This window comes from uncultured Acetobacterium sp., assembly GCF_927416815.1.
Lineage (GTDB): Bacteria > Bacillota > Clostridia > Eubacteriales > Eubacteriaceae > Acetobacterium.
The window spans coordinates 21655-37003 of record NZ_CAKMJU010000006.1 but is presented as its reverse complement, the minus strand read 5'-3'; the positions used below and the strand labels follow the sequence as shown (position 1 = coordinate 37003).

Below are 15349 nucleotides of genomic sequence, written 5' to 3'. Positions count from 1 at the left end.
CTATACCTCCATATACAAAAGTTCTAATTTTTCATCATTACACTGATACTCAAGACCCTTCAGTTTTAAAAATTGATTATTGACGTCAGACGCACCAAGTTTTTCAGAAAACTCGCCGGCATTTTTTATAAAGGTATTATTTTCGATTCTCAAAACCATTACCTCAACCTCTGGTCGCTCAATCGGATCCCACATGGCCTGGGTATTACGTTTGATAATTTTTAAATCATCACCGATTACTCCTTTTACTGTGTCAATCGGCAGCAAATCATTCTTAATCGACAAAAAAATCTTATCATCAGCTCTTTCACCAATCCAGTAAGGTCGAAAAGCATTGCGGGTTAATACGGCAAAAACTGCATTGGGCGCATAATTTTTAAGTTTTTCAAACAATGCGACGTGATCCAGAATAAATAACCCCAAGTACTCCTGTTCGAGAATAAGCACATCCGCTTTTAGTAAAGCCATATTCTCCATGTTTTCGATCATATGTTCGATCAGGGCATCGTAACCACTATGATAATCCAGTATGATCTGATTCTTCTGAAAAGCATTTTTCTGGTATTCTTCATTTAACCATCTTGTTTCTTCCTGATGAGCATATATTGCAATCGCCTTCTCGATTGAGCTTTCTTCCATTTCCAGTTCAAAAATCTTAATTAATTCACTGATAATTTCCTGATCAGTTGTCTTCTGTATTATTTTGACCGCATCATGCTGGGACCGATACTCCCGGACATCGAGCCAACGCAACAGCAAACCGTTTTTGTAATACATCAGCATATCTTCAATTGAAAAATGCGCCTGGAGACCTTCCAGGTTTCTGACTGGGTGTCCATCAAGAATCAGATTGAATTTGATTGTTTTTGCCATACATTTCCTCCTGTGTTTCTTTTCTGTTAAAACCTCTGAGCTTCTTATTCTTTACCCTAACTGGGATTATCAAGTTATCTTGAATCATAAAGCTATAATATTTTTTAGGATCAAACTTAGGAAGATCAGGAATTAGAATTCCTAATTCTTCAATATAGATTGGTTCGTTCTTCTCGATTGTCATCCAATTGATTTTTTCATCAGTTTCATCTGAATAAAAGTAAGACACAATTTCATGTGCAACATTACCTTTCACACATGAAGGCTCTTGATTTTTTATGTCCCAATAAAACAAAGATTTTATATACGCTTCTTCAATGTCAGCATTCGTTTCAACATTTTCAATTTTTTCGTTTATTTTTTTAATCGTATTCATCGTACTGTCCTTTATGGTCTGCATCAAAATTAGTTATCCGCATTTTTTACAGTAAATTGACTTGCAAATCGTTTCTTGCATGACAAGATTCTAAATTCATACCCAAAAGACTGACTAATACAAAATCGACTCGTCACACTGCTGTCAGAGATTACAGTCACCTGCATCGTCAATACTTCTAAGTCCCCATCTGAAATTCTTTAGCGGCTCAACTCAGATATTCCCCATAACAATCAAGCGATCCCACTCAGCTTGAATATCAGCATCAAATTCATCCAATTTTTTCAATTGAGCAACTTCATTCCTCAGATTTTGAAATGCTTTAAAACCAAAGTTTAATAGTCCTGGATAATTTAACGTCATAAAAAAAGTAATTGGCTCCGCACCTCCTGCTTTAATTGTCGCATGTCCAACATCAATAGCTGAAAAAGACGCCGCCGCAACAAAGAGCATCCGTTGTAAATCCTTATTCCCACCAAACGGCATGCTTTCACTGATTCTTTTGCCATAATAAAAATGCTGCTTAAAAAACCAGAACATCCGGATAATCGCTTCATATATAATGACAGGAATAAGCTGGGCCGAAAATGCCCTGACATCGTAACCTTCTTTGAACATTTTTTCTGTAAGCTGGGCAATCGTCCCGCTGGTATTTTTCGAATCAATGGGAATTGAACCAAATTGGCATTTCTGAAACAGTGAATAAAATGGCGCTGGCAAGCCAGAGCCCCGATTGCCAATTTTAGTTGAGGTTGAACCTGAAATATCAGACAGACAATGACCAAACCAATTGTGTGCTGCATCAATAATGCCTTTAACTTCCTGACCGTTTATTTTATTAATGTTCTCTGTTACTGTTCTGATGATATTTCCATCAACATCAATAAAAGTTGCTTTACCCGTCAATTGATCGATGATTGAAAAAACAAGTCCTAATGGCCCAGGATCATGGCTTAGCGAAAGGATATGGTGATTGCCTGTGTTCATGCCGTTGATCTTTGACCCATTTGCCAATTTCGAATTATTCCCACCGGTTGTGTCATAAAGAACTCTGAATCGGTCTTCCAAATACTTAATATTACTTTTATGATCCTTCCCTTGGCACTTTTTAGGATTCGCTCTTTGGCTTCGTTATACTCTTTGGCTCCCATTTTATTGAGATCCAGCTTATTGATCTGATCAGAAGTGCGGTAGTTTGTTGCAAACCCGTTCACAATATTGGCATACTGTTTATCGGTCCACCCCTGCAATGGCGAAACATTGCCACTCGTACCGATGGTGCCAACAAAAACCGCATCCACAATCCCGGCAATTATTCCCGCCCCGGCTGCGATCGCGTAATCAGTGCCATCCAGAAGGGATATTTCCATTTTTTCAATTAACTCATGTCTGATGTGAACATTATCATAATTTGAGAAGAGCTGATCATAGGGATTGCTTAAGTCTATGTTGTTTCTCTGTGCATAGGCTCTTGATTGATTTAATACCTTAAACCAATTGTCGCTTTGATCCATGATTTCCAGTTTTTCAAGCGGTTTACACATGCTACCACTATTGTCTGATTGATAAATATATGAGTTTTCAATACCACTCATTAGATCTAATGATGCGTCGATTTGATCATTGTTCATTGACAGGCAATTTTCCAGACTACCAAGCGAATCCAAAAATGCCTGGTTTTCACTAAACTTATCATCTTGGAGCGTTTTTTCCATCTGACTTTTGGAGTTTAGTAAGAGATCCTGATTTCGATCTAAGTGAATACTCGCATTTTGTAAAAGATCCCGGTTGACTGCCACGACTTCAACCAATTCATCAATTTCTTCCAATTTTAAATTTTTACGCACCATCTCACATGCCTACTTGCTCTCTCAATTTTTCCAGACCTTTTCTTGCTGTACTTTCCAGATCTGATGCGGTCTTAAAATACCCCAATCTTTCCAAAATTTCGAGCGGGATTTCATAATCTTCTACCTTGAGATTTGTTTTTATTAGATGTTCACCGTCGACTTCCTCATATATAACCAAAATGTATCCTCTTTCATTTTCCCAATCAACCGATCTTTTTAAAAGCAAGTCCAGTTTATGAAGATCAAGAAGATCTGGTAGCTTTGTTAACAATAATTCTCGTTCATCATTAACCCGCCTTTGTTCCGAAACTTTTGCGGCACTTGATACCCGTTGCAATTTTTCAACAAAACCTCTTAGCTGATCAAATTGGATCTGTAAATTGGTATTCTTGTCAATCACCTGATCTTTCAGTTCCATGATTGTTTCTAATCCTTCTGTCAGCCAGTTAATATCTTGCAATAGCATATTTGTTGACTTACGTTGACTAACTAATGCACTTTGCAATTTTGCCTGCCGGTATAAATACTTTTCAGCGCTTTTACTCCCAGTCAGATATTTAATCCCCTTGTATGCACCAAAACTGGCGGCACCAATCGCGGTAATACCAACGATCATGCCTACCAGTAGATGCAAAAGCCAGTGCAAATAAGCCCCCTGAAGCCCCGCCGAAACCGGTAATTGCACCGGTTGCAGCTAATGCTGCAAAGGGAATCCCAATCGCTGAACCCGTTGCCAATGTAGAACTGACGATTTCTGCAACCTTATCATCTGATAATCGTTCTCTTTCGATCCGAATTTCATTCTTTAGACTATTCACCAGAAATGCGACTTTTTCATTTGAAATCTTTAAACAATCCTTGATCTCATTCAAGGCCTGATCTTCTTTCCAGTTTTCAACAGATTCTTTTCGCAATGATAATAGACTATCCAAAAGATTCAAGCTAATTGCTTCTCTACTTCCTGTTGGCACTTCTTTCATCAGCTTGATTAAAAGTAATTTTGTGTTTTGAATTTGAGCATTATTTAAGCGATAATCCCTCAGTTCATCAAGTTGTTCTTTATTCAAGATGAACATTGATATCAGAGAAATCAGTGATGCATATTCATCTGAATCGATCAAACCATCATCGGCCATTAGATAATTTATAGCAACCTTAATAAAACACACTTTTCCCAAATCACTTAAATTTTCCTGCTTAACCCGTTGATCAGACTCTTCAAATACTAATGATACCGCATTAAGCGATTTTAAAATATTGAAAACCGGCTCTAATGGCACTGTTCTTAATATTACTTCATCATCATTTTTCAATGTGACACGTACAGCAGGCTGGAAATTCGGCTCTGCGTCTTCTTTACCCTGGTTTAAATCAATCTCACTCATTATAGCATCTGTTATTGCCACCATTTCAATGATTTTCTTGCCATCGCTATCAACTACATAGATCTTTTCGCCGGTAAAAAAATAGCCTTTTGTGCCATTTCTCAATAAAGAGGTATCGATCATGCCGATCATCAATTTTGAATCGAGCTCCTGTTCAAACTGCTTTGCTGCATTCAACAATAACTGATCGGGAATATCTGGAACAATCGATACATTTGGATAATTCCGTTTAACTAACTCTGTTTGCCCCTTCTCCAATGCCGCATTACCGGTCGCTTTAAGTTTGTCGAAAAAACCGGAACCGGTAGGTTGGGATTGTCGTTTTTCTTCAATCACTTTGATCTCAGCATCAATTTTTGTTTGATATTCCCTAGCTAAATTAGCAAGCTTGTCTTTGATCAGTTTTTCTGAATTCATATCCTTATCCTCGCTTTTAATCATTGGCTCAGTTTATCCGCATCTTTTCTACGCAGAACCACCGTCCTTTTGTGTCCTCTAAAGTATTTGCTGTTTATTTCGCTTCCAAGAAAGCAACAGCTTTACTTATTGCTGTATTTGAATCGGCATAATTTATCAAATTCTTTTCATTATCCGTTTCCGAAGCAAGTACTAGTTTAACTTTACACATATCGTAAAGCAATCCAACAGCAAGAACTGTGTTTTCAGCGTTTAAACGCTCTTCTGGTAAAAAATCATTCCAGTTAGTTTTACCGGAGTCTATCGTTGCTTTTAAATTACCGAACCATTCCTGATAACGCTTATTGACTCTTTTTAATGTAGCTAGGTAATTTTTTGCGACAACTTCTAAATCACCAAGGTAAGTGCATAATTCATTAATAATTTTTTCTTCCTCTTTCATTTGGTCATACGCTTTATCAGCTTTATCTGATATAGAATTTCCTGTAATAGAGAATACTGCGCCACCGATAAGCAATCCAACACCAAGTGTTGATGCTCCGAGAATCGTTGCTCCTAGAGCCATTCCTCCTCCACCTGCCGCAATTGCACCGCCACCTATTGCAGCAAGAGTAGCATTTGTTGCTGCAACGCCAGAAAGCGTAGAAATAGCCGTTCCTGTTGTTGCTGTGCCAAGCGCCATTACTGCCGAGGTTGTTGCTCCGGCAGCTGCAAACCCGCCTGCTGTACCAACTGCAGCACCGCCAAGACCTCCAAGCAACACTCCGGCACCTACAGATACCTTGCTCAATTCATCAGCTGAATACTTCGTAATTCTAATATTACCATTGTCAAAAGAACGAAATTCAGGTTTATTTTGAATTTTTTCCCACGTTACTGAAAAATTTTCAAAATCATTTAGAATTTTAAGCTCGGTTTTGCCGACTTGATCCATTGCCTTGCTTGTCGATACATTTGCCGACTCAAAACATTCGACATTTTTGTCGTGGCGTTTTTTTGCTAATGCCATCGTCTCATTTGCATCTTTCATTTTCAGACCACCATTAATACCTGCTCCGATTCCTCCAGCCGCTGCTATTGCAGCTCCGATTCCAAGAATAATAGGAATTGCCATCGTAATACCTCTTTCTTTCTTTCTTTCTTTTTTTACTTAGTTATTGATTTTAATAATTTACAAGCTTTATAGTTCTCTTGTTGATACTTCTCTATACTCATATACTTTTCAAAGTGTATTCTGTAAGCTTCGTTAACATTACATAATAATGGTCGATGTTCATAAATTCTACAAAGATTAGTGTCCTCATTTAAATATTTGCAAACCCCATCACCTTTATCCATAGCGGCAAAATAGAACGATTTGTCAATGTTGCGACAACAAGCACCGCAACAATCACACTTAAACTTATCCAAAGGTTAATACCGCGCTTTTATTTTGCATAAATTCATCTAATGAACCTTCTCCCCATGGACAAGGTATTCCAAGATACTTATAGGTTGATTTTAACATTAGATTGAAATCTTCCGCACTGTGATCTTTGCTGATATATTCTCCAACAACATTAAAATTATCAGTCTCGCGTTTGAATTTATCTATGTCTAAACTCATGAGCCGTGCCTGATATTCTTTTAGCAGCATTATTTCATTGTTGAGTTGCAGTGAAAATGCATCTATTTCCTCGCTTAATACTTTCATTCCTATTGTGTAATCATATATTACACTTCCCAAAAGCGTGCTTACCAATCCTCCAACTAATGCACCAACAACTGGTATTGGGATAAGTAGCTGTCCAATAATCGCACCTTGCGCCGATACCATAAGCATTGTGCCATTTTTCCCAATTTCCTGAAAAAATTCGTTCATGTTAATTTCACCATTGCATAACCGTGCAAGAGATTTAACCGTTGTTATTGCCGTCTGTATAATATACGCTGGTGCATTTGATTTCCCAAGTGAGCGTACAATTTCCTTTGAGGAATTCTTCATAACGCTTGCTAATCCAGTGTTTGCAAATCCTGTAGCATAACTTGTTGCGCCAGCCTTGACACTGTCTATCGCTGTATCTGTTATCGCCTCTTCAACATCCTTCTCACCTTTAATCACTGCAAAAGTATTTGATATCAGCGAAATACCACCACCGACACCAGCACCAATTTTCGCCGCATTAACACCTGCTTCATGTGATACTCTTGCGATTTCTTTGATTGTAACATTTTCAGGATTTATGCGCGCTTGAATTGCTTCTGTTTTCGAAACTTCAGATTTTTTTAGGTTTTTTTCTACTTTTTTCAAGTAGTTAAGCTGTTCTTGTTTCTCAGGTGTTAATTGCTGTTTTTCAAGCTTCGCTATTTCTTCTTTTAAACCTGCCTTGATCGAATCATACTGATCTGCGGGAACGCTGTATTTTCCATCAGAATAATGCGCTGAATAATCTTTTCCTTTTACCTTATTTACAAACGTCTTAGAATCTTTTAGAAATTTCATCTGGACTTCAGAACCTGATTTGATATTTCCAAATTCATCAAGTATTACTTGGTCGGCTTTAGTATCATTTACTCTGCCTAAATCATCAGTTCGTGATGCTCGTTCAGAACTTCCATTTTTTATATTTTTGGCATTTTGTTTTGCAGTATCTAAAACCTCAGCAGAATAACCAGCCTGCTGATTAATATTTTGGTTGGTATAATCAGGATTAACCTTACTCCCAGCTATGCTTTTTAATCCTTGGTGTAACTTTTGGCCGGTTTCGTGGTCAATACCGTCATAAGCTACTTTGAATTGTTTGCCTGCTTCACTATATTGATTGAGCATCTCTGAGTTTGCACCCAAAGATACTACATCTGCGATATTCGAATTATTTTTTTCCTTTTTAACCTTATCAACAGATGAATTTTCCATCCTTCTTTCTCCTTAATAAGTGACAGGGAAATCACGTATTTTTTCTTTAATAATTACAAATGATCTTGGAAGTCAATAACTAAAACTTGCATGCTTTTTCGGAGCTTTCACAGGCACCGTCAAGGCCATTCTTCATTTTATATTGCTAAAATACTTACGCAGACTGTCATTTTCCACTTCATTTCCGTTGTATGCTATTTGACTTTTTTTCACATAGAGACTATAGATAATTGTTACTATCATTGATGCCTCACACAATCTGAATTCATTATTTATTCCTCCCCATACTTCCCCCGCATCCGCTCAATCATCTCCACCATCTCTTTGCGATAACTCAGCGGGCTGATGACCTCAACCCAGTCCCCCTGGGAGAGCAGCCATTTCTTGACTCCTTCGCCATAGACCCGGGCTGACAGAGTGATGACGCCGGCTTCGGTTTTCTCTACCTTGGCGGTGGGCAGCCGATCCTGGATCGCCTCCAGGGACGGGCCAGAAAAGCGGAAGCGGATGGTGGTCAGTGTACCAGTGTACATAAACTGAATCCGATCCCGGAATTCGCTTTCTTTAAAGCGGCTACCGTAGTCAATCGTAAAACGCTGATCGCCCTCACAAAAGGCGTAATTGAGAAAACGATCGAGCCGGAACACCAGTGAAACGGGGTTCTCCTTACCGTTGATCTCAGCGATCACATAAAAATAATACTCGTTGAACAGCAGCCCCAGGGGATTAATTTTATAGGCTTTGACGGTGCCATCCTGCTTTTGATACTGGACATCCAGCACCTGCTGATTTTGAACACTCTGGCTAAAAAACCAGATCCGTTCAATTAAGTCCTGGCCGTGTTTGACCGGCTGATAAAACTGGCGTTCGTTGCCGATGGCCAGCTCAATGGCCTTGCGGTTATAAGACAGGCGCAGTAGATGATCGAGGATTTCTTCCATTTCTTTTTGGCTGAAAGCCCGCGCATCGAGCAGCACCTTGGCGACTGCAAAGATATCGTGATCCGACAGAGCCATACTACCTTCCCGAAACAGCCGGTGTCCCTGTCGCTTGCGGTCATAGGCAACCTCACTCTCGGGATAAAGTGTTTGTAGATACTCTTCGATTTCCTTGAGATCCCGCTGGATGGTTTTATCACTGACACCCAGGTTTTCGGCCCATTTCTGTTTATTGACGATCTCACCGCGGATGATCTGATCATAAATGGCCAAGATCCGGGCGGTTTTCTTTTCATCATGTTGTGATACCATTCTACTGTTCCCCCTTTCTAAACGCCACTCTAGATGCGCACATTTTTTTTGCAGCTTTTACACACCTGTACCGGCCCCAGCGGCCCGGGAATGGTGGTTGTGGCCGGATTCTGGTGGCAGATCTGACATAGTGGTTTCTGTTTCTGTTTCTGTTTCTGTTTCTTTTTCTGATTCGGGTCTTTTTTCTCAAACAACATCGTCATTCCCCTTTTTCATGGATAAATTTGATACCATGATTATACCGAATTAGCCTGGACAGTTATTGTCCGCAAGCATCACTTATCGATTTTTATCTGCGTCGCTTAAATCTTCGATCAGCAATCAGTCTCGTTTACTCACCAGCTGCGATTGCCACTATTTAATACCTATATTTCTTAAATACCGAATTAATCAACTAGAATGCCCCGGATATTTTCAATCGCGGTCTTCATTCAATGAAACATCACCTGAGATAATCGGATTCTTATTCTACAATAAACCATACTTTTTTATTATACGCCTTTTTATAACGTTTTCAAATCATTTATTGGGTAAATTTATGCCTTTTTCTCACTATTTAAAAATCTTTGACATATGTCAAAGATTTGAATTCATTTTGCGAGAAACGCCTCATCCTCTTCACTAATTTCATCTTAAAAACCGAAAAGCTATCTTTATAAGTGCTTGATAACCGTCACATTTTTATACATTAAAACCATGTTGTTGTCAGAGATCACATTGTCGTTGAAAATACGCTACTCACCTTGGCTTTTCCCACACCCAAAAGCTATATTTGGATCGTTAAAAATTAAATTATTTTCGATATATCGAAAATAATTATCATTTCAAGCAAAAGTTTTCGATATATCGAAAACTTTTGCTTGAAATCATGGTTTTATTCGATATAATAATAAGATAAAATAGATCGGAAGTGTACCTTTTATGATAAAAAGAGAAGCCTATCTACAGCAAATCAGACCTTTTATTGATCAGAATGTCGTTAAGGTCTTAACTGGAATCCGAAGATGTGGAAAATCAGTGATGTTAGATCTTATCCAGACGGAATTAATGAATGCAGGCGTTGGAATGAATCAGATTATTTCAATCAATCTGGAATCAGGAGAATGGCTACTAAAAAATCAGGCCGTTCAGCTCTATGATTATGTCAAAGAACATATCAACCCGATGAGTAAGACCTATCTGTTTCTCGACGAAATTCAGGAAGTTGATGGCTGGGAAAAAGCAATCAATGCATTTCTCGTTGACTTTGATATTGATATTTACATCACCGGCTCAAATGCCAAATTGCTTTCCGGAGAACTTTCCACTTATCTGGGTGGACGGTATGTAGAATTTAACATCTATCCTTTTTCTTTCAAGGAAGTTTGTGAAATTAGCAAGGAAAAGCATAACGATAATGACCTACAGAATCTATTTCGCAACTATCTCCGCATGGGTGGAATGCCTTTTATCTATGAATCTGGCATTGATGAGACTTCGCAAAAAAAGTATTTATCAGATATTTATGATTCCGTCGTACTAAAAGACATTGTTGCCCGAAACAAGGTTAGAAATGTTGATTTACTGATGCGTATTCTGCTGTTTATGATGGTTAATATCGGCAACCCCTTTTCGGTACCGTCGATGATCAGATTTTTAAAGAATGAAAAAAGAAGCCTCTCTCAGGAAACAGTTTATAATTATATCAATTATTGTGAAGCAGCGTGTTTTTCTCATCTTGTCGAAAGAGAGGATATCATTGGCAAACAGGTGCTAAAGTTTCCCGAAAAAATCTATTTGACAGACCATGGCTTTAGAGAAGTCATTTATGGAAATAATGAAAAGGATGTCCAGCAAGTTCTGGAAAATATTGTTTATATGGAGCTTTTAAGAAAAGGGTATACCATAAAAGTTGGCAAGGTATCAACGACAGAAGTAGACTTTGTGGCGGATCGGGGCGACGAACGGATATATTACCAGGTTGCCTATATTTTAGCCGAAGAATCAACAGTTGAAAGAGAATTTTCTCCTTTAGAAGCCATCCCGGATAATTACCCAAAGTTCGTACTGACCATGGATGAATTCGACCGCAGCCGAAACGGCATTCAACATTTAAATATCATAAAATTTTTGCTTCAAGATTAAAGTTGACGATACCGCAAGCATAAATTCCCAGATGATTCTTGGCAACATCAGTTTTACCGTGCTGACCTAGTTAATGCTGATCGCCGCCATTTTTATCCCGTCCTACTGATATGTCAAAGCCAATAACGAAATCGCCACGGCGACCAGCTTCAATATTGACAATCGCCAGTCGATTTTTACCAGCCTGGTGCTGACCTTCGGGGTGGCGGTACTGGGCGTGACCTTGGTACTGATTTAGGATTAATATCCCTATGTAATTTCTAGAAAAATCGGATTATAGTCGGCGATAAAAAAACCACAGGTTGATAATACATGAATCTGCTCTTCTTTTTCCAGCAATGCCAATTGAAGCTGTAACACCTTTAGATGATCTATCTCTTGGGTTACGCCAGTGTAAGACCAGTCAATTCGCTCATCACTTTGGAGCCCATGGGCTTTTGCCATATTTTGTCTTATCACAATCGTAATTTGATCCCTGGATACAGCAAATTTTCGATAATCGCTTCCCAAAGTTTCTTTCTGAACCCTTAATTTATACTTTTTATTTTTTAATTCAGATAACGTAGTCATACAATGATAATAATCATCATCCGGGATTGATTTCAGATGATAAAAGGCTTCAACCATCGGATAGTTGATGTATAGTTTTCCCATATCTGAAGAGTCTGAAAAATATTTCTGTAATGCCAGCAAAACATCGCGATTATAACGCGAATCCTGAGGATCTAGGTCAAATACCAGCAAAATATCGGTATACTTTTCATCAAATAGCTTTCTCTTTTCATCACTCTTCTCTCTTGATTTTAGGACTAGCAAAATATCAGTTGCCTCAAAATCTTGCTGCCCAGCTGTCATCATTTCCTGATATAATGCATAGATATTGGTACAATAAGAAATAATCCGGTAATCATCAAGAATTGGATAGCTGCTGATTATTTTTTTCATTAACAGGACATCGGTCTTTTCCCCTTCAACCAGTACGAGAATTTTCTTTTTTGGTGCTTCATCCATTAAACTCACCACTTACATAGAGTTTTTCCAGATTATTGCCTTCCCGTAATTCCCTTTTGGTGGCATTGGCCAGTGATGTGATATGATCGGGTGTCAAAACAAAGTAACAATCCGGACGCATCATTCGATTCGTTAAGAGATTCGTGTTGTGGGAGGTCAGCACGGTCTGAAAACCATCCATCGATTCCAATAAGGTGACGATCATCTCGGAAAGTTCAAAATGATAATATGCATCGAACTCATCAATAAACAGAAAACTCAGATCTTTTGAAGCCGACAACCAGTAGTATAAGGTGTATAAAGCCTTTGTGCCATTAGATGCAGTTTTGAAAAATGGCAATGGTTTTTTGCGCTTAAAATATAACCGTTCCTGCCCATCGGGATCAACGTTGATTTCCAGCTGTTCGTCGATTCCTGCGCGGTTAATCAAGCTTTGAAACTCGCTGAGACGGTCATGATCTAAAATAAATGAAAAGTAATCCTTGCTGTCATTTTTAAAACCAATATAGCGATTTTCATCCAGACTGCGACACCAGAGCATGTTATTGACAAAGCGCACCATTTCTTTTAATGGCCTGATCGCTTCACCGGCGGTATTGCTAACAACATATTTTAAGATCGAAAAATGATCATTTAAGAATTCATAGTTTAACGTTGGCACCCTTTTTGTCAGCCCCTCCAGATTTCCCTGTTTTTTTGAAAAATCATAAGAAAAGACAATCTCTGAGTCAATCCTGACTTCTTCAAATTGAAGCACCTGTTCATGATTCTTCTGATAATAATATTCAATTTCCGAATCACCAATCCTAAACACATATTGAAACGCTGCAAAACCGGTATCATTATCGGCATTTAGGTAATAGTCATACAATCCCGGGGTGACATTTTTATCCGTCAAGTGTGTTGTCAGATCAAAAATAGCAAGCCCAATATTTGATTTCCCCACCCCATTTTTTCCATAAATAATAATTTTATTCAAAAAACCGTCTTTAATGCAGTCTTTGCTAAAGGAATAGTCGCGAACATCGGAAAAATCCAACTCAATCTGTTCACTAAAGTTTTTAAATCCTTTTACTTTGAAATTTTTAAGCATTTCGACCTCACCTCTTCTCTTTACTTAAATTATACCCCACTGACCAGTGGATGAAAACATAAAAAGACAGGATGCTGTAATTTTTTTACGGCATCCTGTCTTTTATGTTTTCTGAAACTCCCTCACCGCCTGGCTGCCTGGACGACAAATCAGGCTACCCATATTTTTTCGATATATCGAAAATTATTGGCCTTTCAAGCAAAAGTTTTCGATATATCGAAAGTAGCTAAATCCTCATTTTTCGTGGCCTTTTGCTTTCGTATCGCAGTTAACATGTCACATTTTCATGCATTATTTTCATAATTACTTGCCGTTCTTTCTCAATCCAACTATAATAAAGGTGAGGTGATAACCATGCTGACACTAACGCAAATTAAATTTGAATTTAAATCAAACACCCCTATTTTATTATCTAATATGGGAAATATTAACAAAATTTCCGGGGATGCGTTGAGAAAATCCTTGTCGCGGATGGCTAAGACCAGCGCGATCAGACGGTTTCAAAAGGGTATTTGCGATATCCCTGAAAAAACCATCTTTGGTCAATCGCCACTCAATCCCGCGGATGTGATCCGGCGAAAATATCTCAGCGCTACTAAAAATCAATACGGCCTTTTGACAGGCTTGGCCTTGCTCAATAAATGGGGGCTGACCAGCCCGGTTGCCAAGCCGATTGAAATTTCAACCAACAATCAAAGCAACCGCAAGCGACAGGTTTGCATCGGGGATCAAGAGGTATCTTATGATCCAAAATATTAAAAAAGCATTGATAAAATATAATGACGTAAATCTTGAGGCTTTGATCACCAATTTTAGAAGAATGAAGCGAATTTCCCTGATTGGAATTCTAGTCAGTATGTTGCATATCATTTACTTTTTATTTTTTGTAATGACCGAAAGCAAAGATGAATCGATATGGCGAATCGGCATTATTTCATCCCACGGCGCTCTAATCATCTTGTTTACTTTTACTTGCCTCACCATCACTTATTTAACTAAAAAGAACCGGGCAACCATACTAAGGATGCAAATCATACAGTATTTCTATATATTTATGCTGATGGCTATCGGTGTTACAATCGTTGCACTAGATCAACTCGTTACTACAAGCATAACACCTTTTTTAGTGGTTTGCACAATCAGTGCACTCGCATTATTATTGCAACCTTTAGTATCCGTGCCTATTTTTTTATTCGCTTACCTGTTTTTTTATTTTTCAATTGCATTGGCACAGTATGATCCATTAGTATTAGCATCAAACCGCGTCAATGGCCTTACATCTATCGCCATCGGCATTGCACTATCCAATATATTGTGGCAGTATTATACGAAAGATTTTTCCCAAAGACATTTAATCGAACAACAAAACACGGAACTTACTTTACAAAAGAAAATGTTAGAAGAAGCCAATGAAAAATTAACCCATTTGGTTGCTTATGATAGTTTAACCGGTTTATTTAATCGAAGAGAATTCGAAAAAATTGTTAACAAAACGCTGCTCGAAATGAAGCGCTCTCAATCCAATGTTTGTATTATGATTGTTGATATTGATCATTTTAAGTATATTAATGATCAATATGGTCATCCAGCAGGCGACGAACTCTTAAAAGCATTTTCCTTAATTTTAAAAGACCAACTAAGAGACATTGATATCGTTGCGCGTTGGGGGGGTGAAGAATTTATCATCATGCTCCATAATACACCTGGACAAGATGGTGTTCCTGTAGCCGAACGTATAAGAACGGCCATAGAAAACAACAAGTTTTTAATCGATGGACATGAAATCCGAATTACTGCTAGCTTTGGAATTTCAGAGCTGCTTTATTCAGATACCGATTGGCTAGACACAGCTTATAAAAAGGCCGATAAAGCATTGTACATAGCCAAAAATAACGGCAGAAATCAATGCGTTATTGAACTCAATTCGTATTGAAACGGATCAAAAAATACCAATTTCGCCCATCATCAAGGCCACCGCAATCAGCACCAGCCCGGCGATCGTAAAACGACCGCCGGCAAATAAGACCCAGGCGTCGGTTGACTTGCTATTAAAAAGCAGCTAGCCAATTTTACT

Annotated in this window: 16 protein-coding genes; 4 read left to right on the top strand and 12 right to left on the bottom strand. The window is 38.4% G+C overall.

The genetic code is table 11. The features are described 5' to 3' along the window. From QZ998_RS01045 to QZ998_RS00995, 10 genes are all read right to left on the bottom strand, one after another. Complete coding sequence (locus QZ998_RS01045; protein ID WP_296557325.1) at positions 1-873, bottom strand: hypothetical protein; 873 nt, start codon at positions 871-873, stop codon at positions 1-3. After that, entirely contained in the window at positions 839-1249 is a 411-nt protein-coding gene (locus QZ998_RS01040; protein ID WP_296557323.1) for a hypothetical protein, read from the bottom strand. Before QZ998_RS01040 ends, QZ998_RS01045 begins: the two co-directional genes overlap by 35 nt. A 213-nt stretch (positions 1250-1462) precedes the next feature. Further along, positions 1463-2236 (bottom strand): hypothetical protein, encoded by a 774-nt coding sequence (locus QZ998_RS01035; protein WP_296557321.1) that lies wholly within the window; start codon positions 2234-2236, stop codon positions 1463-1465. Beyond that, entirely contained in the window at positions 2233-3099 is an 867-nt protein-coding gene (locus QZ998_RS01030) for a hypothetical protein (RefSeq protein WP_296557319.1), read from the bottom strand. The genes QZ998_RS01035 and QZ998_RS01030 overlap by 4 nt, the downstream gene beginning before the upstream one ends. Before the next feature lies 1 nt (position 3100). After that, positions 3101-3715, bottom strand: coding sequence for a hypothetical protein (locus QZ998_RS01025; protein WP_296557318.1), 615 nt, complete (start codon positions 3713-3715; stop codon positions 3101-3103). Continuing rightward, on the bottom strand, positions 3657-4925 hold the full coding sequence (locus QZ998_RS01020) for a hypothetical protein (RefSeq protein WP_296557316.1): 1269 nt from the start codon (positions 4923-4925) through the stop codon (positions 3657-3659). The genes QZ998_RS01025 and QZ998_RS01020 overlap by 59 nt, the downstream gene beginning before the upstream one ends. A 70-nt stretch (positions 4926-4995) precedes the next feature. Beyond that, positions 4996-6015: a hypothetical protein gene (locus QZ998_RS01015; RefSeq protein ID WP_296557315.1), complete on the bottom strand. Its 1020-nt coding sequence runs from the start codon at positions 6013-6015 to the stop codon at positions 4996-4998. Between the two features lie 288 nt (positions 6016-6303). After that, complete coding sequence (locus QZ998_RS01005; RefSeq protein WP_296557313.1) at positions 6304-7797, bottom strand: hypothetical protein; 1494 nt, start codon at positions 7795-7797, stop codon at positions 6304-6306. A 272-nt stretch (positions 7798-8069) separates the two neighbouring features. Beyond that, the gene (locus QZ998_RS01000; RefSeq protein ID WP_296557311.1) at positions 8070-9047 is read right to left on the bottom strand and encodes a WYL domain-containing transcriptional regulator; all 978 of its coding nucleotides are present in this window, start codon (positions 9045-9047) and stop codon (positions 8070-8072) included. 29 nt (positions 9048-9076) lie between these two features. Next, positions 9077-9244 (bottom strand): hypothetical protein, encoded by a 168-nt coding sequence (locus QZ998_RS00995; protein WP_296557309.1) that lies wholly within the window; start codon positions 9242-9244, stop codon positions 9077-9079. A gap of 724 nt (positions 9245-9968) precedes the next feature. On the opposite strand from QZ998_RS00995, the gene QZ998_RS00990 reads away from it, so the two are divergent. After that, positions 9969-11171, top strand: a complete 1203-nt coding sequence (locus QZ998_RS00990) for an ATP-binding protein (protein ID WP_296557308.1) — start codon at positions 9969-9971, stop codon at positions 11169-11171. A 249-nt stretch (positions 11172-11420) separates the two neighbouring features. Here the strand turns inward: QZ998_RS00990 and QZ998_RS00985 are convergent, their stop codons facing one another. Continuing rightward, entirely contained in the window at positions 11421-12182 is a 762-nt protein-coding gene (locus QZ998_RS00985; RefSeq protein WP_296557306.1) for a hypothetical protein, read from the bottom strand. Continuing rightward, positions 12175-13275: an ATP-binding protein gene (locus QZ998_RS00980; protein ID WP_296557304.1), complete on the bottom strand. Its 1101-nt coding sequence runs from the start codon at positions 13273-13275 to the stop codon at positions 12175-12177. The genes QZ998_RS00985 and QZ998_RS00980 overlap by 8 nt, the downstream gene beginning before the upstream one ends. A gap of 354 nt (positions 13276-13629) precedes the next feature. On the opposite strand from QZ998_RS00980, the gene QZ998_RS00975 reads away from it, so the two are divergent. From QZ998_RS00975 to QZ998_RS00965, 3 genes are read left to right on the top strand one after another with little or no spacing between them, the layout of a single operon-like run. Then, complete coding sequence (locus QZ998_RS00975) at positions 13630-14034, top strand: hypothetical protein (RefSeq protein WP_296557302.1); 405 nt, start codon at positions 13630-13632, stop codon at positions 14032-14034. Next, entirely contained in the window at positions 14018-15208 is a 1191-nt protein-coding gene (locus QZ998_RS00970; RefSeq protein WP_296557300.1) for a GGDEF domain-containing protein, read from the top strand. Before QZ998_RS00975 ends, QZ998_RS00970 begins: the two co-directional genes overlap by 17 nt. After that, positions 15189-15338, top strand: coding sequence for a hypothetical protein (locus QZ998_RS00965; RefSeq protein WP_296557296.1), 150 nt, complete (start codon positions 15189-15191; stop codon positions 15336-15338). Before QZ998_RS00970 ends, QZ998_RS00965 begins: the two co-directional genes overlap by 20 nt. The last annotated feature ends 11 nt before the right edge of the window (positions 15339-15349 follow it).

What these genes read in the sequence shown, in the direction of transcription:
- QZ998_RS01025 (WP_296557318.1), bottom strand. Translation starts at nt 3,715, where the DNA reads ATGATCGTTGGTATTACCGCGATTGGTGCCGCCAGTTTTGGTGCATAC.
- QZ998_RS00985 (WP_296557306.1), bottom strand. Translation starts at nt 12,182, where the DNA reads ATGGATGAAGCACCAAAAAAGAAAATTCTCGTACTGGTTGAAGGGGAA.
- QZ998_RS01020 (WP_296557316.1), bottom strand. Translation starts at nt 4,925, where the DNA reads ATGATTAAAAGCGAGGATAAGGATATGAATTCAGAAAAACTGATCAAA.
- QZ998_RS01000 (WP_296557311.1), bottom strand. Translation starts at nt 9,047, where the DNA reads ATGGTATCACAACATGATGAAAAGAAAACCGCCCGGATCTTGGCCATT.
- QZ998_RS01030 (WP_296557319.1), bottom strand. Translation starts at nt 3,099, where the DNA reads ATGGTGCGTAAAAATTTAAAATTGGAAGAAATTGATGAATTGGTTGAA.
- QZ998_RS00980 (WP_296557304.1), bottom strand. Translation starts at nt 13,275, where the DNA reads ATGCTTAAAAATTTCAAAGTAAAAGGATTTAAAAACTTTAGTGAACAG.
- QZ998_RS00995 (WP_296557309.1), bottom strand. Translation starts at nt 9,244, where the DNA reads ATGTTGTTTGAGAAAAAAGACCCGAATCAGAAAAAGAAACAGAAACAG.
- QZ998_RS01040 (WP_296557323.1), bottom strand. Translation starts at nt 1,249, where the DNA reads ATGAATACGATTAAAAAAATAAACGAAAAAATTGAAAATGTTGAAACG.
- QZ998_RS00975 (WP_296557302.1), top strand. Translation starts at nt 13,630, where the DNA reads ATGCTGACACTAACGCAAATTAAATTTGAATTTAAATCAAACACCCCT.
- QZ998_RS00990 (WP_296557308.1), top strand. Translation starts at nt 9,969, where the DNA reads ATGATAAAAAGAGAAGCCTATCTACAGCAAATCAGACCTTTTATTGAT.
- QZ998_RS01015 (WP_296557315.1), bottom strand. Translation starts at nt 6,015, where the DNA reads ATGGCAATTCCTATTATTCTTGGAATCGGAGCTGCAATAGCAGCGGCT.
- QZ998_RS01045 (WP_296557325.1), bottom strand. Translation starts at nt 873, where the DNA reads ATGGCAAAAACAATCAAATTCAATCTGATTCTTGATGGACACCCAGTC.
- QZ998_RS01005 (WP_296557313.1), bottom strand. Translation starts at nt 7,797, where the DNA reads ATGGAAAATTCATCTGTTGATAAGGTTAAAAAGGAAAAAAATAATTCG.
- QZ998_RS00970 (WP_296557300.1), top strand. Translation starts at nt 14,018, where the DNA reads ATGATCCAAAATATTAAAAAAGCATTGATAAAATATAATGACGTAAAT.
- QZ998_RS01035 (WP_296557321.1), bottom strand. Translation starts at nt 2,236, where the DNA reads ATGAACACAGGCAATCACCATATCCTTTCGCTAAGCCATGATCCTGGG.